Source organism: Pseudomonas sp. JQ36 (assembly GCF_053851495.1).
This window is the reverse complement of sequence record NZ_CM132642.1, coordinates 1487902-1506714: the sequence shown is the minus strand read 5'-3', so window position 1 is coordinate 1506714 and position 18813 is coordinate 1487902. Positions and strand designations below refer to the sequence as shown.

The following is an 18813-nucleotide window of genomic DNA, read 5'->3' as shown; positions in this document are numbered from 1 at the left end:
ATCTCAGCCTGGTTGAGCGCCGAGTGTAACGCCTGCTCGGATGAACATGTCTGGCTCTGCATCTTTCAATTGCGCCAAGGTCAGCGGCTTGAACGACTTGTCGAGCTGCAGCTTGGCGAACTTCTCAGGCGTCAGGCCGCCATCGCGAAACAACTTGGCCCGTACCGGGCCGAGCGCATGATCCTGAAAGTTCGCCGGCTGCGTTGCCAGCCATTCGTAATAATTCAGGCTTGCGCTGACCTGTGTTCCGCCGTTGGCGCCTACCGATGCGCGCGTGGCGCCCTTGGCAAACATCTCCGAAAGCCTGGTGGTCGGCACCGTAGTCGACCGGCAGTTGATGTGCGCCGGCGGCAGCGGCCCTTTACCCAGATCGAAGCGCATGCCGTCCAGGCCCTTGCACTGCTGCGAGGTCTTGCGGTCGAGCGTCGACACCCAACGATAGCCCAGCACCACATCGCTGTTGGCCTTCAGCGTTTCCATCCGGGCCGTGGTGGCCACATGTTGGATCGCAGTCTGCACCACAGAGGCGGCGTTGCGGTTACTCACCGCCAAGACACCGTCCGTGAAGTTCTGCGCCGCGGTGCCGCGGATAGCCTGGATGATCTGAGCGTTGGTCTGGCCTTGGCCGAAGCCAAGCCGGATAGTGTTCGTGACCCGCATCGTCTCAGTCCGCGTCCAGCCACTGACGAAGCTCTTCAGCAGCTTGCCGCCATCGATTCCCTTCACCTGCAGCGGATAGGAGAACACCGCCGCTCGGATCACGGCGTTGGTCGGGACGACCGCGTCAATTGACAGCGCGTTGCTCAGGCTTTTTGCCTCGAAGGTCGACTCGTACAGCGCGATGTCGACCAGATCGGCCTGCACAAGGTCGCCGTAGGCCTTGTAGATATCCAGCAGCTTGCCGTCCACCCGAGTCAGGATCTGCTCAAGGCGGTCTCGGCTGTAGGTGGTCAGCTCCTTGCGGGTCAACTGCACCCGCACGAGCGTGTCGATCTGGCGAAGGTACTTCTCGAACTTCTTGACCTCGCCGGCCTTAAGCCGCTCCAGCATTACCGAGTGGCGCGTCGTCTGCTCCAGCATTTGGCTGTCTGCCTGCGCCTGGTTTGTCGATGGCATCGTCTTTATCCAGGTTGATGCCGGCCGACTCGCGCTCATCGCTGATCAGGTCGGCTTCGTCTTCGTATGGGCGGTCCGGCAGCTTGCCGGTGGTGAGGTAATGCCAGTAGGTATCGGCGCTGATCGTTCCGGCCATCACACCTTTCAGCAGTTCGGCGAGCACCTGGGCGTCGACCACCGAGGTCACGAACTCAGGACTTACCTTGAACTTGACCTGCTTCGGGTCGTAGCCCTTCCACTCAGCTGCGTACCGCAGCCCCTGCTCCACCGCCTCTCCCACCGTAACGACAATGCTGTGCAGCGTGGCGTGCTGATCGTTCTGGCGTGTCTTGCGCGCCTCACCCGACTCAGTTCCGCCCACGTCCATTACTTTGGCACCAGCCTCAAGCGCGGCGTTCTTCTGGGCATCCATGGCCTTGCGAACAGCCTCGACGCCTGCACCCTGGAACTCCAGATAGCCGCACTGTCCGCTGGGGCCAAGATCCCATGCCGCTGATGGCCCCGTCACGCTGAGCTCTACGGAGTCATCGAGGCCGGATACCCACGGCTGCGGATGGCTGGTTTGGTGCAGCGCGGTGAAGTAGTCGGCACTCAGCTGATACGACTTCAACGCGGCCCGCGCCATGGTCAGCAGCGGCACCTCGTCGACGTCCGGCGAGTTGTCGGTCGAGCCGCAGTAGATCACCGGAAGGTACGGCAAACCTTTGACCAGCCGGTTGTCCGTGCCGGTGGTGCCCAAGGGCTTCTCGCCCTCGACGAGCTCGCCGCCCTCATTACGCACCGCGGTGTGGCAGACACTGTCTTTCATGAAGAACTCACGGAAAACAGTGTCGCAGTCGTGACTGTAGCGATCGCCGCCCTTCTTGCGAAACTCGCGGAACACCGAAAGGACCAGATCCTGCCGGCCGCTCTGATCTGCGGTGTCCCAGTTGATGGCGTTGCGCGTGGCATACGTCGAGAAATACGGCTCGCCGCGCCCATCGATGTTCACCACCAGCGGCACCCGACCGTGCGAGATGGCCTGGCGCACCATGCGGAAGAAAAGCTGCTTCAGACCGAAGCCGTCCGCCGTAGCGTTGTCCTCCAACCCTTTCAAACCTGCGGGCAGTTCGATCTCCGGCATCAACCGAGACACCAACCCCATCATCGAGCGCAGAGAGTCGCGCACCCAGTGTTCGTACTGAGCCCGGGCCGTGTAGTTCGCGTAAAGGTACTTGTTACCGGCGGCGTCGAGCTTCTCAGCTTCGACCATGCCGCTCGGCTTTGGCAGATTGCGCTCGTTGCGCTTGACGGCGCACTCACCCTCGAGCGCGTCGTCCATCATCTCCCACTCGGCAATGTGCGCGTCGTAGTCGGGGTTTGTAGATTGCACTGGCATCAGGCCAAGCCTCCAATTCGGCGTGTTCCGCCTGTGCGTTTGCGTCGGCCCATCGAGACGGCGAAGTAGCGGAAGGCATCCGCGCCGTGCGATGACCAGTCGTGAAGTGGTTTGTCTTTCCAGCAGCCTCGCTTGTCGTCCCACTCCTTGCGGTAGTTCTCCAGGCAGGAAATACCCAGTTCGCACCTAGACTCATCGAAGGCGCAGGCCGGAAGGATCTCCCGCACCTGCTCAATGCCTTCGTCGATGCCAAGCTTCGGAACTACGCTGAACTTGAGGCTGTATTTCTGCCCGTCGATCTCGTAACCCTCACGGGCCAGTTCGCGGCGGGTCTTGCCGTCGCTGCCGAATTCGCGGTTGTCGATGTCGTGCGGCCCCCAGTGATCGCCATAGGTGTACTTGCGATCCTTGAGCACCTTCATGTAATGCCGCAGGCCTTCTCCGCTGTTCTCGTAGAAGTCGATGACGTGGTATTCCTCGCCGACAATCCGAACGAACCAAATGGCCGTGGAGTCGCCGACGCCGATATCCCAAATCGTGTGAACCGGCAGATGACTGTTGTCTGGCAGCGTGCCGATGCGCTGAGCGGCATACAGCTTGGTGAACTGCTGGGCGTAATAAGCGCCCTCAATCGATTGCTGGAAGGCTTCGGCCGGGATCGACGGGTATTCCCGCTTCATGTCGTCGCCGAGAGTCTTCTCCTTGGCGGCGTACCAGGCGCGCTGGCCGGGGTTGGTGTCAATGCCGTGCTTGGCGAACAGCTCGTTGAAGTAGTCGGTCAGTCGCTGCGGAATGACCGCTTCGGCCGGGTCGAGCCAGTAGGCCTTGTTCTTCCACCAGCTGAAGAAGAAGAACTTCCAGTCCAGCTTGCCGAGTGGCGTACCGGACAGCAGTTGCTTCTCTGCGCTCTGCGAGTAGTCGAAGAAGTAGCCAGCCCGCCCCTCCGCCGTTGATTCAATCGTGACAAAGCAATCGGTGGCCACAGCCTCAAAGGCACCGGTAACGATCTCGCGCGCCTTGTGCGGAAACTTGGCGCAGATCTTCCCGAACTCTGAGACGTGCAGGTAACGCAGCGTGCCGCCCCGGAACGAGGTGCTGACGTAGAGCGAGCCGCCCTTGCTGAACACCAACTCACCGGCAGCGTCGTTGCTCGCAGGGTTCGCAGCGCGGATCTCTTTCGGCAGATTGTCGTAGGCGTACTTCACCTTCTCCCGGAACAGGCGCTTGGCGTCGTTCAGGGTGTGGGCGATCAGCGCACACTTTGCCGATTCGAACAGAGCGGCGTCGAGCTGGATAATGCAGCACTCAGTTGTGAAGCCGAGCTGGCGAGCCTTCAGGATGATGTTCCGGGTGTGCATCCCGTCGAAGTATTCAATCTGCTCGTCCGTCATGCGGAAGCGGACTTTCTTGCCCTGCTTGTCGGTGATGAAGTAGAGATTGTTCAACCGCCAACGCTTATCCCGGAGCAGCTTCATGTGCTCGGGCTTCATGTCAGGCGTCCTTCGATAGTTCGTCCATCATCTTCGAGAGTTCGTCGGCGTCGTCCGTCTTCTCCTTCTCGTCCAGGCCAAATGCCTGACGCTCCAGAACCTGCAGGTTCTTCATTGCAGAGGAAAGCTGGAACAGTGTTTTGGAATTGCTGGGCAGCGCTACGGCGGCGAGCATCGAGGCCCGACGAATGCCGTTGTTGTCTTCGGAGGTTTCATCTTCGATCGCGTCTTCGATCTCTTCGCGGCGCTGGATGGTGGTCATCAGATCATCCATCAGCAGGTTCGCAAGAATTGTCGCCTTGCGAATGTCGCGACGGTGACTGCGAACCACCCGGGCGCCTTCCTCTGCCGCCTCTTCGATGATCTCGGCGTCGAGTTCGCAGTTCGCGCCTTGGTCGTTGCGAACTTCTCCGCGAACCAGCTTGCTGCGAACCTCTTTCCGCACCTGGTCAGAAAGGTCTCTCGCCCATCCAAGGGCTTTGGCTTTCTTTCTGATGGCGGTGTCGCTCACGCCGTGGCGCTCAGCGATGGTCCGGATGGAAAGCGAACCGGCCCGGTAGGCTCGTTCGATCGCCTCCCAGTCGGGTTGCTTGGTTGTCATGAGTGTGTATTCCCTTTTGGTGCAAGTATCATCTGCGCGCCGTCGTAGCGAGACCTAGCCCGGCAAACGCCATAATCAATCACAGGAGAAAAGGTAATGGATAACAACGGCGCCCTCTGGCTCATAGCGCAGGTTTTGTCTGCAGCGAGCCTCTCAATGGAAGAAGGGATGACAGCCCCTAACAACCGCGATCTACCGCTAGCAAGAGAGCTGGCCGCCAAATGCGGGATCGTCCTAAAGAAGCACGAGATAGCGGTTTTTGCCATCACTGAGACTGGATCAAAAGTACAGCTTCCGGCCAGCTATGATGTCATTAGAGGCAGGGAGCGCTACTCAAAGATCATTGCAGAGACACCCGAGAGTCAGTTTGAAATTGATATAGGCACAATCACGATGCACTCAACCCAGTTCATGCCCGGAATCTGGGAGCGCTCCGAACTGAGCCAGGCCCTCGCAAAGGCGTTCCGGCTCGTCGGATGAGCAAGTAATGTGTGCCGCATTCACCTGCGGCACACCTACCCTTCCCCGGCGTCAAGCAGTACATCAATCAGCTTGTGTTCACCAAGGCGCATCGCACCCAGGCACTGCAGGTCGTCGCACTTCGGCCCGAGACCGAACACAGTAACCTCGCCTTTCGGCCCCATGAGGGTCAGCGCGCCTACCGTGCATTCCGGATGCACACCGGCATCGAGGTCATCTGCGATCTTGCGCAGGGTCTTGGCGGCGTCGCGCCATCCCTCACGCTTGAGCTCAACGAGCTTTGCAGTCATGCCTTCACCTTGTTGTGGGTCTGAGTCTGGGCGCGCCATCGAACGACGCATGCGAAAATGCGGTGAGGTAGAATCTGGAACTCATCACAAGGAAGACCTATGTCTAAGATTCAATGCTTGGTTAGATTCAGCCTACCGGGGATCGCCACTATCGAAACCTTCACCGAGGACGATGAGGAGGTCATTCTGATTTTGGATGCCGAAATCGCAGCAAATCTCGCCATGCAGCAATTTGTCTCAGACGGATGTATACCAAAACGTATCCATGATGTGCGCCGGGAAATTTATCACCGCCGGGTTCTTCACATACCGATGGTTCATCTACCAGAACACGGGGAGCCCCTCGAATTTAGTGATGGGCGCCATCGTAGCCTTACGATGCATGGAATGGGGTTTTCGTGCCTGCCAGTTCTAGCTAGTCGTCGTGACGCGGAAAAACTCAGCCACCTATACGGCGAGATAGCTCTGGCAAAAGAGGAATACGATTTTCCCGACGATGATGTTACTGAGTTCATTGGCCGGGCTTAAGAACTTTCTGGTTGACTATGTAGCCATCATCAGTTTCCCGCCCTTGAATGTGCACGGGCTACCGATTGCGCCGCTCAACCTCGTCAGGACCGTGCCGACAATCCTTCAGGCAGTGTTCACATTTCAGCGTTCGGCACAGCCAGGCCTTCACCCGCTGCCACCAGATGACCATGAGGATGTGACGCATGCCGGCAAGGGCCAGCGAGACGTGCAACGTGATTCCGGCGGTGGTCGGTCCCATCATGAAAATGGTCTGCTCCCGGCTCATCACCACAAACCCGCTGATGGCGATCGCCGAATAGATCAGCTTGCCGATGACGCCGTCCCGCACTCGACCGCTCAGAACACACCAGGTCGCCCACAAGGCAATCAAGCCGCAGGCGATAGAGTTGATCAGTTCAAAATTCATGGTGGATTGCCTCCCCCGAACCGCTGGCGAATGAGCGCCCAAAGGTCAGCGGACTTGATTGCACGGTTGATGGCTGCAAGGAGCGACCCACCGAATGCCCCAAGCAAGAAGCCGATACCTGCAACGATCTTCGGCTCTGTTACGCCCAGATAGGCGCTGACCATGCTCGTCAAATAAATCGAGCAGGCAACTCCCGTAATCAGAAAGACAATCCAAGCACGCCAATCCGTTAGGTCGTCCTTGTGCCACCAACTGGCGACAACGGCGCCGACCAATCCCGCGATCAGCAATCCGAACCTGTCGATGAGCTCGAGCAGGCGGTGTAAAGAATCCATGCGCTCGACTCCGTGGGTGCATGTGAATAGGTCGGCCCCGCTGCACTCCCAGCTCAGAGCTATGGGTGTGGGGAGCCGAAAACGAAAAAGCCCCGAACAATTTCGAGGCCTTGAATAGGTGCGAGACTTCTCGCTTGTAAGAGGGTCGCCCAGACAGGCACGACCCTTTTGCTACTCCCGCCTCATTTGCGCGGGCAGAGCCAGGCATTAAGCCGCCAGCTCGAGTGGAAAGCGGTTAAAACTCCCAGCCGATGTGGCCGTAGGTCGGATATGGGTCCGTACCGTTATGCTCGGCGCTCGTGTTGTCGGGGTAATAGATCTTCCGACGACGAATCGTCGGGGTGTAGCCAAAGCGAGCCCAGACTGGTACTTCCTGAACAACTGCAAGGCTGCCATTTGGCTGCAAGCGCAGAGTAGCGCCAGGGTTGCCACCGGTGCCCGAATTCCACAGAGGAACGTCATTCGCGGCGTAAACTACAAAGTTGCCATCCGCCTGGAATACTGCCTTCACGGCGCCTTTGTTTTGAGTGTAACTCGCCCAGCGAACGCTCCAGTTCGGCCCGTAGTTCACTACGTTACCATCACCCTGGAAGATCAATGCACCATCACCGGCGAAGTAAGGTACCCCCATCGTCAGCTCGCACGGACCGCCGAACAGAAATGCGCTGCCACCCGGATCAAGCGGAATGCCTGGAGTACCGTTCCAGATCGCTCGAGAGTCGATGATCACGATATTTCCGTCGTTCTGCACCTGGAGAAAGTTGCGGTACGCAGCAGCTTCAACGCTGTCGGGTGGGGTGCTATTTACAGTACTCCAGCAGCGACTGCGGGTATGGTCAACCAGAACCCCAGACTCAAAGATGTAAAACGAGTTGGGAACGGCCGCTACCGGGTTGCGGATGGTGGTCGTATATGGGTTGTTGTAGTCGGCAACCCATACAACGGCGCCATTGTCATACAGCGCCAGATTCATATCCGGCTGAAGGATCAGTTTGAATCGCTTGTTCGGCGACTCCAAGAACTGACCAGGGCTCATTGAGTTACGAGGAGGCAACACTGGGCTGCCGTTGTTTGTAAATTGAACGCGTGGTGGTCCACTTGGTGCCATCTTTTTTCACCTATTAGTCGAATGATTTATCGCGGAGGATTCCGCTCTCATGTCGCTCAAAGGCGATGGATAGAGGCTCGGGGCCTTGTTGATTTCTGACTCTGAAAAGGGGCCACCCACGCAGCCCCCATCGCTCGTTACGGCAGCAGATCGTAAGTTACGAAGACGGTACCAGCGTTAGCCGAGGTTGCCATCCAAAGCCCTCGGCCAGCGGGTAGAGAGATCGGATATTGCAACTGACTAATTGCTGTAGTGCCTGCCATCAACAGGATCGGGGTCGAGAAATCAAATGCGTTGTTGGGCTTAACGGTGCCCGCCGACAAAATCGAATAGCTACCGCTCGACATTTCCGCAGTCCGAATTACTACACCCGAAACGTTGTCAGCGGGATTCACAATCTGAACCACACCGGTCGAACTACCGGAAAAGTGTTTAGCGCCGATTTGTTGAACTTCCATAATTTTCACCTTTTAAGTCGAATGATTGTTCGCGGAGATTTCCGCTTTCATGTCGCTCAAAGGCGATCGCTCGAGGCTCGTGGCCTTCTCATGATTCAACGTCCCGCATCGGGAACATTTGATCTGGAGCTCGGTAAACTCACCCGCGCGGGCGAGAAGTCTGTTGCATTTTCCGCATCTGCATTCTTTTAACATCTGCAAGTCCATTTGGTTTTCTGCTAGGCTCCGTCCCGCTCGCGCGAGCAGTGAGGGCCTTGGCTGGCTTGCAGGCACCATCTGCGATCTGGCGTCTCCACTGGGTGTTACCGCACCCTTTGGAGTCGCCCTCTCTTTGTCTCCGCGCATAAAAAAGCCCCGAACTTGTCGGGGCTTTTTGCTTTCTAGCGGGCATAAAAAAACCGGCTTTCTGGCCGGCTCTTTAGTAACTTGCCGCAGGCAAAATACTAACTGTGTAGAAATCATGCCCTCAGCCGTGCGGGAAGTCAATCATGTTCCTCAAAGAATTTTTTCGCACTTTCTGAGCACTCTTTGAGCTGCTCTTCAATTCGTGGCATGCCCCACTGGGCGCCTTGGTGAGAGAGCTTGTACTTCGATCTAAGCAGCTTTGAGATTGACAGGGCTTCATATCCGAAGTACCCCACCAAATCAGCATCTGCTTCAACTGCATCCTCGGAATCAAGGTAAACCTCCCATCGCGCACGAATCCCATCCGAGCCAAGACTGATATCGTTTTCGATCCAGGCAATTCTACAAGCGAGCTCCCGGTCAATTTTCGACAACCCATCAGGGTCGATACTGAACTCTGGCTTCGCACAACCAGGATAAACTCCCCCGCCCTCCCGATCTCGCAATTCAGACCAGCTACTGTGGAATTCCCAGTAATTTCTCGCGCATTGCGCAGCTAGCGCGTCCAGTTTTGAGATTAGATGAATCGCCTGCAACTCAGCTTCGAAACGTCGCTGCTCCTTGCTTTGCCAGCGATCCTTAAAAAAACCTATACCGGCAGTGACAAAAGCAGCGACGACTCCACTACCTGCGGCAATTTTTATCACATCAACCAACTGCAATCCTTCCATGAAATCAAGCCGCCTTCTTCATCTGATAAATGACCGCCGCAACCGGGCTTAACGCCATCTTATCAAGGTCCTCACAACACTCGAACACTCGCGCAATGTAAGGCTCCCAGTCCCGCCCCCAGGCACAGGACTCTAAACGCACACCGTAAAACTGCCACATCCAAGCCCGGAACCTCTCAGCGTTGGTGAAGGGATCTTCATTTGCTGACTGGCCACCCTGGTGCATGTGCCGGTACCGGCGCATCACGCCCTTCACCACGTATTCCAGCTTCTCGCGCTTAGCTGCCGTCATCCTTGGCGACTTGCCCACCACCATCAGGAACACCACCTCTTCCGCCGCCTCGCGGATGTCGTCGCTCTGCTCAGCGGCGTACATAAAGTCGCCGAACACGCGGATCTGGGGATGCAGTCGAGCGATTGCCGATTGGATGTGCCCAGCCAGTGCACCGTGCACCGCGTGATTTGCTGTTGGACCGCGTTCGGTGTTCTGCACAACCACGCCGAGCTGCACGACGTCAGAGCTTTGGCCGGGGGCCGGGTTGTATTTGCAGTCGTGCCAAGCCTGGCGCGCTGAGTTGATCTTCATGCTGCCTGTCCCTTTTTCAGTTCTCTGTTCTTTTCCCGATATTCGGCCTTGATGGTTTTAATTTCTTCGACGGTGTACTTGCGGGGCTCATGAGGCCCCTCCAGCCAGGCCACGGTTTCGGCGCCGAGGCGCAGCACCAGCCGGATGCGGTACTCGACTGTGTTGCCGGACAGGTTGCGGTTGCACTTCACGCACTGGCGGTGGATGTTCAGCGGCTCGAAGCGCAGCTCCGGACAGGCGCCAACGGATCGGTAGTGTCCAGCGTCCCAGCGGCTGCCGGTAATCAGATCACTGTCATTCGGCATCGAGTCGCAGCTGATGCACGGAAGGTGTGCGTCACGCAGGCGGACGTACTCGTTCACAGCAGCTTGGGCTTCGCGTAGGTGATCCGCCCTGCTCTTCAGCTTCTCTTTGCGTACCTTGATCTCGCGGCGCTCGATGCTGGCCAGCAACTTGCGCTTCTTCTCCTGCTTGTCCCGCGCGATGACAACAGCGCAGTCCGGCGAGCACCAAGACTGAAAGCTCACCTTCGGGACGAATAAGGCCCTGCAGGTTTTGACTGAGCACTTTTTCGGGCGCGGCTGCTTCCTTTCAATCGTCATGCAGCCTCCTGGCTCAGAAGATCATCGAAGTACACACCCTGCGGTGCGAAGCGCGCGACAATGCGGTCGGTGTACGCCACGCCTTGGGCTCGATTGAAAAGACTGGTCACCGGGAAACCGTCCGGGCCGAACAAATGGCAGCCCCCCATCATTTCCAGCTTTGTTGCGTACGGAAGATGGCGCATCACCCGGTACCACTCAGCCTGGAATCCGGCGTCTTCGTTCAGCAGGATCTGCACGCCGATGTGCAACTTGCAATACCGGCGAGCGTCCGCCTCGTCGCCGATCTGCGTCATTTCAGCGATGCGCTTGTACATCGCGAACCACAGCCGGTTCTGGTCCAGCGTCCGGTCCTTGCCGGGGCGCAGCGAGACGACCACGAACTTCTTGTCGCGGTACATTGCACTAATAGCGGTGATAGCCTCGGAAAGCTTGGCCTGACAGTTCACGGAGATTTTGTCAGCCATGGGCGACCACCTTGTTGGGTAATCCGTCGATCAACTCACCGAGTTGATGCGTCAGTCGTTCGTTCTCGGCCAACAGCTCCAGTGCCACCTCCTCCACAGTCTTTTCGCCGAGGAAGTCCTGAAGAGCCTCAGTGTTACGTTTCCAGTTCGCGCAATCAGCGCGGTATGACGCGGCCTCAGCCCAGAGCAATTTCTGGAGTTTTTGTTTATCGATGTTCATTGAGCAGCGCTCCCTGCTTTCAATTGTTCGGCCTGCCGAATCAGCAGCGCCCGGCGATCGGCAAGCTCGTTGGCTGCCAAAATTCGCAGTTCTGTTTTTTTCTCGTCCGAGACTTTGCGCATGGCCAGCATCGAGTCCTTCACTGCGGCGAGCTTTTCGCGCAATTTTGGCGAAGGCCGTGCTACCTCGCCGGTGAGCAGCGCGACGACGGCCCGACCGTCTTCAGTGACCGGCGCGACACTCAAGTCGGCCAGGTACTGCTGAGCGCGCTCCTGTGGGATTCGCTGCATTTGCAATGCCTTGGTAATCGCCTGTGTTCGGCGGTTTGCGTCGAAGCCGACAGACACATGCCAGTTCACCTCCTTGCCGTCCTCCCGGGCTTGCCCCACCAGGCGCTCGTAAGCGCTGTTAAACGCCATGCGCGCCCCGACCTTGTCGCCGGCGTCGAGGACAGGTTTCGCCGCAGCCAGCGCGAGCTGGATTTCGTCGGTCAGCACCACGGTTTCAAATTCATCGTTGGTGGTCATGGCGATCGCCCATGCTTCGTCCTTGCCCGGGCGGCCGTCAGCGGCCTGCACTCGCTGGAGAATGTCGGCCATCGCCAGCTTGCCCTTCACCTCGAAGCGGCAGGCCTTCAGCGCAGCTTTCACGGTGGGCACCGAGTAAGCGCAAAGGTCTTCAGCCATCATCGCCGCAGTGCCTGGGTTCATTTCCTGACCCATGGCCTCGGCGGTGGCGCAGATCGCGGCGGCGAGGCCGGCGACCTGGTGATCGTTCATTTCAAAGGTACTCATTGCGCTCCCCTGCTTTGCGCTTCGCCAAAACCATTTGCGCGGCCTGTTCGGCGGCGGAGACGTTCGCCTCGGTGCGCTCCATCTGGCGTGCGGTTGTCCCGTTAATGCTCTGACCGGTCACCCACTGGGTGTGGTAGCTCTCGGCGTTGGCCAGCAGTTCGTTGAGGCTGTGACACTTGCGCAGAACGGCGGCATCGCTGGTTTTCAGGTAGTGCGCAGCGACGTGATGAGCAACATCGGCGCCCAGGCGGTCGACCAGTTGGCCGAGCTGGCCACCGACCTTGGCGTTCCACACCGGCCAAGTGCTGTAGCGCTTGCGATAGGCCATGGCGTAGTTCGCCCAGACCTTGAAGGTTTTGCAGGACTGGTCTTTGGGGCCCGGCATGTCGGCAGGGATCTCGACCCGTGGCGCATCGGTTCGATCAACCACCAGAACCAGATTGCGGGAGTGAGCCGGCACAACCTCGGCGGATGCCGGGGGTGCAATTGGTTCCATGACCGGTTCCATGACTGGTTCAAGAGAGTTACTGATTCTGGGTGCAACTGCTGCACTACCCCCTGGTGCAGGAGATTCACTAGGGGGTGAACCTGCTGCACTACCCGGGTGAATCTTGTGCACCACCCCTGGTGCAGGAGGTGCACCACCATCAAGGGTAAGGAAGTAAACGTTCGACGAGTTGCCCTTCGGACCACCCTTTCGGATTTCCTTGCGAAGCAGTCCTGCCTCACACAGAGCGGTAATGTGGTTCATGACAGAGCGCTTGCTGATCTCGCACTGATCGGCGATGTGCTGGTAGGAAGGCCAGCACTCGCCTACGTCGCTGGCGTTGTCCGCCAGCTTGATCAGCACCAGCTTGCGCAATGGATTGCCAACGCGAAGCTTCATCGCGGCGACCATAAGGCCCATGCTCACGCAGCACCTCGCAAGACTTTGTCATGAGTGAACAAGCCGTCCCAGTTCTTCTTCATTGGTAGTGCGCCGGTCAGATACAGATCGTACAGACGTACTGCGCCCTTCTTGAGCAAGATCGGCGTGAAGGCAATGAATGGCTCTTTGCCGTGAAGGGCGATTTCGGTCTGGTGCTCAGTCATGTACTTGTCGCGAGCGTAGGACGCCACGCGGAAGCGCAGGCCGGATTTGCTCTCGTTGTAGAGCCAGCTCCGGCCCTCGAGGAATTTACCCACCTGCATGACGTTGACCCCATTGAGGCCCTTGCAGAATCGGGTATGGGTCATCCCTTCCTTGAAAAGGTTTTCCATGAAGTGGATTTTTGAGGCTTGGGCTTCGACCTGGATCGACAGCTGCAGACGCTGCTGCTCAGCCTCGAAGGCGAGCTGGATGAGATCCATGCGGGAGAATTCGCGGGGTTGGCCGATCTGCCCTTCCAGTTCGCGCCACCGGCGGACAACTGCCAGACGCATCTTGGCGCTGTAACCGGTCAGCAGAGTGTCAGTCATTTCTCGATCGAGGTTGAAGCACGGAAGACTGCGCCCTGTTCCATCTTTGTACTGGGCTGAAAATTCAGCCGAGTCGATTTCCAGTTCAGAGAACATCGAGCGGATGTCAGCTAGCACGTTCTTGTGCAGCTTTCCGGTCAGCTCGACTATTTCCACCGACGACATTGTTTGCGACACGTTTTCAGAATTCGAAAAACGTGTCGCGACACTTTTGGGGGTATTGCTTGAATTGGGTTGGCTCTGCATACTCGGGTCTCTCTAGTTTACGAATCAGCCGACCTCGACCGTCGGCTTTTTTGTGCCTGGGCTTTCTGGGGCTGCTACTTGAGAGTGCGAACCCAAAGACCACTTTTTTGGTGGTGAACTCAGGATTTCCGCGCATGCGCGGAAATCAGACGATCTTCAAATTCGGTCGGTGTTTTGCGATCAGTGCTTCAGCCTTCCGGCCAAGCTCCCCTGCCCGCGCTTCAACCTGACGGCATTGCTCGGCGAACGCCGGCAGGTGCGGCAGGTCCTCTTCGCACATCACCTGGTCGTAAAATACTTCGCTGCCGGTGTCGATCACGTCGCCCAGCGCGCGGATCAGCGCACCGAAGCTTTTGTTTGCGCATTGGTCGCTATGCATTTGGCGGGCGCCGGTCAAGCCGTGGCGGCCAGCCAGCTCATTGATGCAGTTGTCGCGAAACTCAGGCTCCAGTGCATTCACCCAGGCCTCTTCCAACCAAGACGGCATTTCCTGATCGCCCGAGAGCCAGCGCTGCACGCGCTTTAACCAGCGGCCTGTCGCCTTAACGAATTCGCTGACGTCGTTCAGGCGTGCCAGCTCAGCGAAGTCTGGAACCTTGGCGTCCTTGATCTTCGCCTCAGGGACGCGCACGTAGATCTCCCGGCTCAAGGTCTGGGCAAAGTCATCCTGGCTCAGGCTGGTACGGGCGATCTGATTTGCTGCGTGCGCCACCAGAACCTGGTCTCGGGTTTGCGCGGTGTGTCTTGGACTGGACGTTTCCATGGGGACTGCTCTCTTCTAATCTGGCTTCAACGGATTGGCGGACAGGGATTTCGCTTAGGCGGCCATCTCGGCCCAAGGAAACGACGGGCACAGGTTTTCTTTTTTGAAAGTACCTCCGGTCAGCGCTTCCGCTCGCTTGGCAATAACCGGAGACATGCCGTGCTTCCCCCGAACCCAACCGGAGACGGTGCTTTGATCAACCTTGAGCTTTTCGGCGGTGGCCTCCTGGGTGCCGAAGTAGTCAACGAGGCCCTTGTAAATTGCGTTCATGATGCCCCTCCATACGGGAATACCCATATAGTAAATTATGGGAATACCGATTTGCAAGAATATGGGAGCACCCGTAATACTTCGCGGATGGAATTTAAAGACCGACTCAAAGCAGCCCGTCGCCACGCAAAGCTCAATCAGACTGAGCTTGCAGAGCGTGCCGGACTCACACAGACCTCTATCTCGGATTTAGAGAGAGGGAAATCGAAGGCTACAGCCTTCGCCGCTCAGATCGCCTCTGTATGTGGCGTGTCCCCGATGTGGCTGGCTGAAGGTGTCGGTGACATGCTCAAGGCAGTGCCTGATCATCAAGCTGAACGTATCCAGCCCAGCGTGAAACTCGGCACCATCGAAACCTGGGACGACGAAACGCCGCTTGATGACGATGAGGTCTACGTCCCCTTCCTCCATGAAGTCGAACTGGCGGCCGGATCTGGCAGATTTGCCATTGAGGAAAACGCCAACTCGCGCCTACGCTTCAACAAGAAGGATCTGCGCCATAACGGCGTTCAGTTCAGCAACGCGAAGTGTGTGAAGGTCGGCGGCAACAGCATGGTGCCCGTGCTGCGCGACGGCGCCACGGTAGGCGTGAACGTCGGCAAGAACTCCCTGAGCGATATCGTTGATGGCGAAATGTACGCAATCAACCACAACGGCCAACTCCGAGTGAAGCAGGTTTACCGGATCCCGATCGGCATTCGCCTGCGCAGCTTCAACCGTGACGAGCACCCGGACGAGGATTACACGTTCCAGCAGATCCAGGAACAGCAGATCTCAATCCTCGGACATGTTTTCTGGTGGGCAATGTACTCACGGTAGGTAATATTTCATTTATCTCTACTGCGGACAGAATTAGGAATTCACAGGCATGAATGGAATCAAGAAAAGTTGGTTAAATAACTTATTAAACGAGAAAGGTTTTTTAGGAACATCAAAAAACTTATCTCATATGGGGCTGCTTGGTGACGAAGCCTCCTACATAGTTATGGCGACGGTGGGAACTGTACTGCTAGGCTTAGGCGGTGGTTTTGTTGGCGGATGGGATTTTTCAAAAACATTTAGCCCCATTCAACCGGAGTATCTGAGAGTAGCCCTCGCTTTAATCTTCAACCCTTACATGTCTTTTATTTTTGGAATTGCACTTTTAGGTATAGGCGCCACCGGAACTTATAAAGACCAAAACAAACAACAATCCAAAATAATAGAACTAGACAACAGAATAGCGACACTGAACGCAGCCAAAGAAGAGATAGCTAGAAAATTAAATGCTTCAGAATCGGCACTAAAGTCAAGCCTAGAAGACAAAGAGCTTCTTAACGCAGAGCTGAGACAACTAAACACAGCAATTGTAAAGAATCATTTGATAAATCTTTCTATGCAACTTGAGTTAGGTACAACGGACAGAATAACAATGTATTACGAGATGGATAATACATTCAACCTTCTCGCCAGATACTCCAAAAATCCAAAATACAACAAAGTCAACAGGCAAAAGTTTGCAATTGACGAAGGCGCCACAAGCATCGCTTGGGAGCATGCTGAATGTATTGAAAGTAACTGCCCGACATACGATCTGGCGGACAACGAAGATTATTTCAACTACCTTATTGAAACTTATAAATTTGATGCAGCCCTTGTAAATAGCTTCAGAATGAAAAGCTGTCGAATAGTCGCGCTTGCCGTTTCCGACGCAGGTACCCATTCCGGGGTTATCGTATTTGAAAGCACATCTCAAGACTTTTTTGATCGACATAACGGCGACCTTATAACAAAAATAAAAAGACACTGCGAGGGAAACCAAGATATACTATCAAAGTATTTCCGAGACGGGCTTAATTTAAATCGCGAAGGCAAACTAAAAGTAAGAAACAAACCCGAAAGTGTGGAAAGTGAATTTCTAGAGCAAATGGGTGGAGGCATGCAATGAACCACTTACAAAATCTGATAGCTTACCTTTGCGTAATGTATCCATATCCTAGCGAGCTATCCAAAGCCAGATTAACAAAATTAGTTTATTTAGCAGATTGGTTTTCTTCTGTTCAAAGTGGTCAGCAGATGACGAACATACGCTGGCTTTTTAATCATTACGGGCCATACGTAGATGATGTTGTAGACTCCGTCCGCAATCGTGGCGATTTCTTGATAGCGAATGAAATAAATAACTATGGATCAGACAAACAAACTGTCAGGTTCACTGGAAATCCACAGTTAATCAGGGTTGCCACGCAGGACAGAGCCATTTTAGACTGGCTGATTAACAGAACCCAACACATGTACTTCAATGATTTTATAGATTTTGTTTACTCTACATACCCAGTCTCACATAGTGAACGGTATTCAAATTTTGATTTAGTACAGCTGGCGGAAGAATACCGAAACAATAATTAACTAGGAAACCCGGTCAGTGCACCGGGTTTTTTGTGAGCAACTGCTTTGCAATTTTTTACTCCGCCCTATCTTCAACTCCTTCAGCTGTCACTGCGCGCTGCTGAGTAGGCAACCACGCTTCCAAAAGTGTTAGCGCTAATGGACTCCTTTGACACCTTTATCGTTTCGTCGCATCACTCTCCAGCTCCTCGAGTAATTAGCACCTTAACTGTACGATCTGCATTTATGGCGGGCTATCGAGTAAATCTGTCATCTACAGAAGGCATCACTGAACCTGTCGTTCAGGGGTTGTGGACTTGGTGCATCAGCTAATCCTCCAAACATCAAGGCCCCCGCGAACGCGGGCTTTCCCCACACGAAAATACATGGCGATAATTTTATGGGAATACCCATTGACACAAAATATGGGATTGCCTATATTTCATCCATCGCATCGACGTACTGCTCTGCGAAGGGACTCTACGGACCCGCCGTTCTTTAACAACCCGCGCCATAAACGATTACCCGGCTCACGCTGGGAGGTCAGCCCCGGCCACACCTGTGGGGCGAGATGAAGTCAGGTGAACAAAATCGCGCTGCCACTACCGGCGACCGGCGATCCGATAGCCCCGAAAGGCTACCAACGCGCAGAACTGCGACGGCGGACGAGGTGTTGACCGAACTGGCGAATGACCCGGTAGGAGGCGCGAGCAATACCGATAGATTTACTGATGCCGCTTCGATGAGGCGGCATCAGTCCAAAGCGCAGAGCCCTCCTTGCCCTGAATCTTGAATGAAGGGGACAGTCAGGGAGAGCTCTGCGGTTTGGATTGAACAAATCGACCGAGTAGATAAATTGAATTAGCTACTTGCCCGCTCGGTCAAGAATTATGAACGCAGTAAATCTGACGAGGTGACAGCAATGACTATCCAAGCAGAGACACTCGTACAACTGACCGAAGCGCTCCAAGAGCGAGGCATGAATCTGGTTTCAGATGTTCACTTCACTCGCGCGCCGTATCGGCAAAATCACCGCTGGATTTGCATCGTAGAGTAACCATGCTCGTTGCCGGCGGCTCGGACTAAGACGCCACCGCCGGCCCCACAGCCCCGCTACACCGCTTTCCCTTCCGCCCAACCCGCGCGCGATTCCCCTCTACGCCAAGAGACACTCACCGGAACGGATAGCTGCAGTCGGGCTTTTTGGGGGATCAATGACGCAACTCCTCCGACTTGAGATGGTGCTACCGGCATGGTCAAATGAGTAATGGCCTTTTGCTACGGTAATCTCAATTGAAACAGAGTCGCGGAATCATCATATTTTTTTCGGCAATGACCTTGCTCTTTATCTTGGTACAGGTATGGCACGCAAAATCTGGCCCGGAAGAGAAAAAGCAGGAGCGGGAGCGCCAACTCAAGGGGCTCGCGCTCATCATGAGTGTCCAGTCCGGAAAAGTATCCGACGATTCAACCCGCGTCGATTCTGTGACCTACAGCGATGAGGTCATGCGTATCTCTTACACACTCACAAAAGTTACGAAAGACGAAATGGATTCTGATGAATTCACCAAGGACGCAAGAGCGCTTGCAGCTTCTGCATTCTGTAATGAAAAAGGTTTAGGGCAGTTCGTGAAATCGGGGCTTTCCATTGACCTCCTCTACAAAGATTCAACCAGCTCACCGATAGTCGAGTTTCAGATAGGCAAGTCCGACTGCCTCTGAAGCCATCCCCAAAGCCCGCCTCTCTCGCGGGCTTTTTTCTGCGTGTCGT

The 18813-nt window shown here is 55.8% G+C and carries 26 protein-coding genes; 6 read left to right on the top strand and 20 right to left on the bottom strand.

Annotated elements, in window-relative coordinates:
- Positions 1-3 precede the first annotated feature (3 nt).
- From ACS4NR_RS06735 to ACS4NR_RS06720, 4 genes are read right to left on the bottom strand one after another with little or no spacing between them, the layout of a single operon-like run.
- A complete protein-coding gene (locus tag ACS4NR_RS06735) occupies positions 4-1080 on the bottom strand; it encodes a minor capsid protein (RefSeq protein ID WP_456019476.1) in 1077 nt (358 codons plus the stop codon).
- The gene (locus tag ACS4NR_RS06730; protein WP_456019475.1) at positions 1034-2494 is read right to left on the bottom strand and encodes a DUF4055 domain-containing protein; all 1461 of its coding nucleotides are present in this window, start codon (positions 2492-2494) and stop codon (positions 1034-1036) included. The genes ACS4NR_RS06735 and ACS4NR_RS06730 overlap by 47 nt, the downstream gene beginning before the upstream one ends.
- On the bottom strand, positions 2494-3984 hold the full coding sequence (locus ACS4NR_RS06725) for a terminase (protein ID WP_456019474.1): 1491 nt from the start codon (positions 3982-3984) through the stop codon (positions 2494-2496). The genes ACS4NR_RS06730 and ACS4NR_RS06725 overlap by 1 nt, the downstream gene beginning before the upstream one ends.
- A gap of 1 nt (position 3985) precedes the next feature.
- The gene (locus ACS4NR_RS06720) at positions 3986-4585 is read right to left on the bottom strand and encodes a hypothetical protein (RefSeq protein WP_456019473.1); all 600 of its coding nucleotides are present in this window, start codon (positions 4583-4585) and stop codon (positions 3986-3988) included.
- A gap of 96 nt (positions 4586-4681) precedes the next feature.
- On the opposite strand from ACS4NR_RS06720, the gene ACS4NR_RS06715 reads away from it, so the two are divergent.
- Positions 4682-5065, top strand: coding sequence for a hypothetical protein (locus tag ACS4NR_RS06715; RefSeq protein ID WP_456019472.1), 384 nt, complete (start codon positions 4682-4684; stop codon positions 5063-5065).
- Between the two features lie 35 nt (positions 5066-5100).
- On the opposite strand, the gene ACS4NR_RS06710 is transcribed toward ACS4NR_RS06715, so the two are convergent.
- Complete coding sequence (locus ACS4NR_RS06710; RefSeq protein ID WP_456019471.1) at positions 5101-5355, bottom strand: hypothetical protein; 255 nt, start codon at positions 5353-5355, stop codon at positions 5101-5103.
- Positions 5356-5454: 99 nt separating this feature from the next.
- Here ACS4NR_RS06710 and ACS4NR_RS06705 point away from each other — a divergent pair, with 99 nt between their 5' ends.
- Positions 5455-5883, top strand: coding sequence for a hypothetical protein (locus tag ACS4NR_RS06705; protein WP_456019470.1), 429 nt, complete (start codon positions 5455-5457; stop codon positions 5881-5883).
- A gap of 58 nt (positions 5884-5941) precedes the next feature.
- On the opposite strand, the gene ACS4NR_RS06700 is transcribed toward ACS4NR_RS06705, so the two are convergent.
- The 15 genes from ACS4NR_RS06700 to ACS4NR_RS06630 all read right to left on the bottom strand — a co-directional run bounded on the left by ACS4NR_RS06700 (position 5942) and on the right by ACS4NR_RS06630 (position 14675).
- Positions 5942-6292, bottom strand: coding sequence for a hypothetical protein (locus ACS4NR_RS06700; protein WP_456019469.1), 351 nt, complete (start codon positions 6290-6292; stop codon positions 5942-5944).
- Entirely contained in the window at positions 6289-6627 is a 339-nt protein-coding gene (locus ACS4NR_RS06695) for a hypothetical protein (RefSeq protein ID WP_025110102.1), read from the bottom strand. Before ACS4NR_RS06695 ends, ACS4NR_RS06700 begins: the two co-directional genes overlap by 4 nt.
- A gap of 235 nt (positions 6628-6862) precedes the next feature.
- A complete protein-coding gene (locus ACS4NR_RS06690) occupies positions 6863-7735 on the bottom strand; it encodes a putidacin L1 family lectin-like bacteriocin (RefSeq protein WP_456019468.1) in 873 nt (290 codons plus the stop codon).
- A gap of 137 nt (positions 7736-7872) precedes the next feature.
- Complete coding sequence (locus tag ACS4NR_RS06685; protein WP_456019467.1) at positions 7873-8193, bottom strand: hypothetical protein; 321 nt, start codon at positions 8191-8193, stop codon at positions 7873-7875.
- Between the two features lie 12 nt (positions 8194-8205).
- Complete coding sequence (locus tag ACS4NR_RS06680) at positions 8206-8394, bottom strand: Com family DNA-binding transcriptional regulator (RefSeq protein WP_456020363.1); 189 nt, start codon at positions 8392-8394, stop codon at positions 8206-8208.
- A gap of 281 nt (positions 8395-8675) precedes the next feature.
- Complete coding sequence (locus ACS4NR_RS06675; RefSeq protein WP_456019466.1) at positions 8676-9269, bottom strand: hypothetical protein; 594 nt, start codon at positions 9267-9269, stop codon at positions 8676-8678.
- 4 nt (positions 9270-9273) lie between these two features.
- Positions 9274-9855: a hypothetical protein gene (locus tag ACS4NR_RS06670; protein WP_456019465.1), complete on the bottom strand. Its 582-nt coding sequence runs from the start codon at positions 9853-9855 to the stop codon at positions 9274-9276.
- Positions 9852-10457 carry a recombination protein NinG gene (locus ACS4NR_RS06665; protein WP_456019464.1) on the bottom strand — a complete coding sequence of 202 codons (606 nt, stop codon included), beginning with the start codon at positions 10455-10457 and terminating at the stop codon, positions 9852-9854. The genes ACS4NR_RS06670 and ACS4NR_RS06665 overlap by 4 nt, the downstream gene beginning before the upstream one ends.
- Complete coding sequence (locus ACS4NR_RS06660) at positions 10454-10924, bottom strand: hypothetical protein (RefSeq protein WP_007965021.1); 471 nt, start codon at positions 10922-10924, stop codon at positions 10454-10456. Before ACS4NR_RS06660 ends, ACS4NR_RS06665 begins: the two co-directional genes overlap by 4 nt.
- Complete coding sequence (locus ACS4NR_RS06655; protein WP_456019463.1) at positions 10917-11144, bottom strand: hypothetical protein; 228 nt, start codon at positions 11142-11144, stop codon at positions 10917-10919. The genes ACS4NR_RS06660 and ACS4NR_RS06655 overlap by 8 nt, the downstream gene beginning before the upstream one ends.
- The gene (locus ACS4NR_RS06650; RefSeq protein ID WP_456019462.1) at positions 11141-11938 is read right to left on the bottom strand and encodes a hypothetical protein; all 798 of its coding nucleotides are present in this window, start codon (positions 11936-11938) and stop codon (positions 11141-11143) included. Before ACS4NR_RS06650 ends, ACS4NR_RS06655 begins: the two co-directional genes overlap by 4 nt.
- Positions 11925-12851 (bottom strand): helix-turn-helix domain-containing protein, encoded by a 927-nt coding sequence (locus tag ACS4NR_RS06645; protein ID WP_456019461.1) that lies wholly within the window; start codon positions 12849-12851, stop codon positions 11925-11927. The genes ACS4NR_RS06650 and ACS4NR_RS06645 overlap by 14 nt, the downstream gene beginning before the upstream one ends.
- Positions 12848-13642 (bottom strand): Rha family transcriptional regulator, encoded by a 795-nt coding sequence (locus ACS4NR_RS06640; protein WP_456019460.1) that lies wholly within the window; start codon positions 13640-13642, stop codon positions 12848-12850. Before ACS4NR_RS06640 ends, ACS4NR_RS06645 begins: the two co-directional genes overlap by 4 nt.
- Before the next feature lie 145 nt (positions 13643-13787).
- The gene (locus tag ACS4NR_RS06635) at positions 13788-14405 is read right to left on the bottom strand and encodes a hypothetical protein (RefSeq protein ID WP_456019459.1); all 618 of its coding nucleotides are present in this window, start codon (positions 14403-14405) and stop codon (positions 13788-13790) included.
- Positions 14406-14459: 54 nt separating this feature from the next.
- Positions 14460-14675, bottom strand: coding sequence for a YdaS family helix-turn-helix protein (locus ACS4NR_RS06630; protein WP_456019458.1), 216 nt, complete (start codon positions 14673-14675; stop codon positions 14460-14462).
- A gap of 87 nt (positions 14676-14762) precedes the next feature.
- Between ACS4NR_RS06630 and ACS4NR_RS06625 the strand changes: the two genes are divergently transcribed.
- The 4 genes from ACS4NR_RS06625 to ACS4NR_RS06610 all read left to right on the top strand — a co-directional run bounded on the left by ACS4NR_RS06625 (position 14763) and on the right by ACS4NR_RS06610 (position 18764).
- The gene (locus ACS4NR_RS06625; protein WP_456019457.1) at positions 14763-15494 is read left to right on the top strand and encodes an XRE family transcriptional regulator; all 732 of its coding nucleotides are present in this window, start codon (positions 14763-14765) and stop codon (positions 15492-15494) included.
- 49 nt (positions 15495-15543) lie between these two features.
- The gene (locus ACS4NR_RS06620) at positions 15544-16602 is read left to right on the top strand and encodes a hypothetical protein (protein ID WP_456019456.1); all 1059 of its coding nucleotides are present in this window, start codon (positions 15544-15546) and stop codon (positions 16600-16602) included.
- Positions 16599-17063: a Panacea domain-containing protein gene (locus tag ACS4NR_RS06615; protein WP_456019455.1), complete on the top strand. Its 465-nt coding sequence runs from the start codon at positions 16599-16601 to the stop codon at positions 17061-17063. The genes ACS4NR_RS06620 and ACS4NR_RS06615 overlap by 4 nt, the downstream gene beginning before the upstream one ends.
- A 1272-nt stretch (positions 17064-18335) precedes the next feature.
- A complete protein-coding gene (locus ACS4NR_RS06610) occupies positions 18336-18764 on the top strand; it encodes a hypothetical protein (RefSeq protein WP_456019454.1) in 429 nt (142 codons plus the stop codon).
- Positions 18765-18813 lie beyond the last annotated feature (49 nt).

Excerpts from the sequence above, each read along its gene's own strand:
- ACS4NR_RS06735 (WP_456019476.1), bottom strand. The coding sequence starts at position 1,080 with ATGCTGGAGCAGACGACGCGCCACTCGGTAATGCTGGAGCGGCTTAAG.
- ACS4NR_RS06730 (WP_456019475.1), bottom strand. The coding sequence starts at position 2,494 with ATGCCAGTGCAATCTACAAACCCCGACTACGACGCGCACATTGCCGAG.
- ACS4NR_RS06725 (WP_456019474.1), bottom strand. The coding sequence starts at position 3,984 with ATGAAGCCCGAGCACATGAAGCTGCTCCGGGATAAGCGTTGGCGGTTG.
- ACS4NR_RS06720 (WP_456019473.1), bottom strand. The coding sequence starts at position 4,585 with ATGACAACCAAGCAACCCGACTGGGAGGCGATCGAACGAGCCTACCGG.
- ACS4NR_RS06715 (WP_456019472.1), top strand. The coding sequence starts at position 4,682 with ATGGATAACAACGGCGCCCTCTGGCTCATAGCGCAGGTTTTGTCTGCA.
- ACS4NR_RS06710 (WP_456019471.1), bottom strand. The coding sequence starts at position 5,355 with ATGACTGCAAAGCTCGTTGAGCTCAAGCGTGAGGGATGGCGCGACGCC.
- ACS4NR_RS06705 (WP_456019470.1), top strand. The coding sequence starts at position 5,455 with ATGTCTAAGATTCAATGCTTGGTTAGATTCAGCCTACCGGGGATCGCC.
- ACS4NR_RS06700 (WP_456019469.1), bottom strand. The coding sequence starts at position 6,292 with ATGAATTTTGAACTGATCAACTCTATCGCCTGCGGCTTGATTGCCTTG.
- ACS4NR_RS06695 (WP_025110102.1), bottom strand. The coding sequence starts at position 6,627 with ATGGATTCTTTACACCGCCTGCTCGAGCTCATCGACAGGTTCGGATTG.
- ACS4NR_RS06690 (WP_456019468.1), bottom strand. The coding sequence starts at position 7,735 with ATGGCACCAAGTGGACCACCACGCGTTCAATTTACAAACAACGGCAGC.
- ACS4NR_RS06685 (WP_456019467.1), bottom strand. The coding sequence starts at position 8,193 with ATGGAAGTTCAACAAATCGGCGCTAAACACTTTTCCGGTAGTTCGACC.
- ACS4NR_RS06675 (WP_456019466.1), bottom strand. The coding sequence starts at position 9,269 with ATGGAAGGATTGCAGTTGGTTGATGTGATAAAAATTGCCGCAGGTAGT.
- ACS4NR_RS06670 (WP_456019465.1), bottom strand. The coding sequence starts at position 9,855 with ATGAAGATCAACTCAGCGCGCCAGGCTTGGCACGACTGCAAATACAAC.
- ACS4NR_RS06665 (WP_456019464.1), bottom strand. The coding sequence starts at position 10,457 with ATGACGATTGAAAGGAAGCAGCCGCGCCCGAAAAAGTGCTCAGTCAAA.
- ACS4NR_RS06660 (WP_007965021.1), bottom strand. The coding sequence starts at position 10,924 with ATGGCTGACAAAATCTCCGTGAACTGTCAGGCCAAGCTTTCCGAGGCT.
- ACS4NR_RS06655 (WP_456019463.1), bottom strand. The coding sequence starts at position 11,144 with ATGAACATCGATAAACAAAAACTCCAGAAATTGCTCTGGGCTGAGGCC.
- ACS4NR_RS06650 (WP_456019462.1), bottom strand. The coding sequence starts at position 11,938 with ATGAGTACCTTTGAAATGAACGATCACCAGGTCGCCGGCCTCGCCGCC.
- ACS4NR_RS06640 (WP_456019460.1), bottom strand. The coding sequence starts at position 13,642 with ATGCAGAGCCAACCCAATTCAAGCAATACCCCCAAAAGTGTCGCGACA.
- ACS4NR_RS06635 (WP_456019459.1), bottom strand. The coding sequence starts at position 14,405 with ATGGAAACGTCCAGTCCAAGACACACCGCGCAAACCCGAGACCAGGTT.
- ACS4NR_RS06630 (WP_456019458.1), bottom strand. The coding sequence starts at position 14,675 with ATGAACGCAATTTACAAGGGCCTCGTTGACTACTTCGGCACCCAGGAG.
- ACS4NR_RS06625 (WP_456019457.1), top strand. The coding sequence starts at position 14,763 with ATGGAATTTAAAGACCGACTCAAAGCAGCCCGTCGCCACGCAAAGCTC.
- ACS4NR_RS06620 (WP_456019456.1), top strand. The coding sequence starts at position 15,544 with ATGAATGGAATCAAGAAAAGTTGGTTAAATAACTTATTAAACGAGAAA.
- ACS4NR_RS06615 (WP_456019455.1), top strand. The coding sequence starts at position 16,599 with ATGAACCACTTACAAAATCTGATAGCTTACCTTTGCGTAATGTATCCA.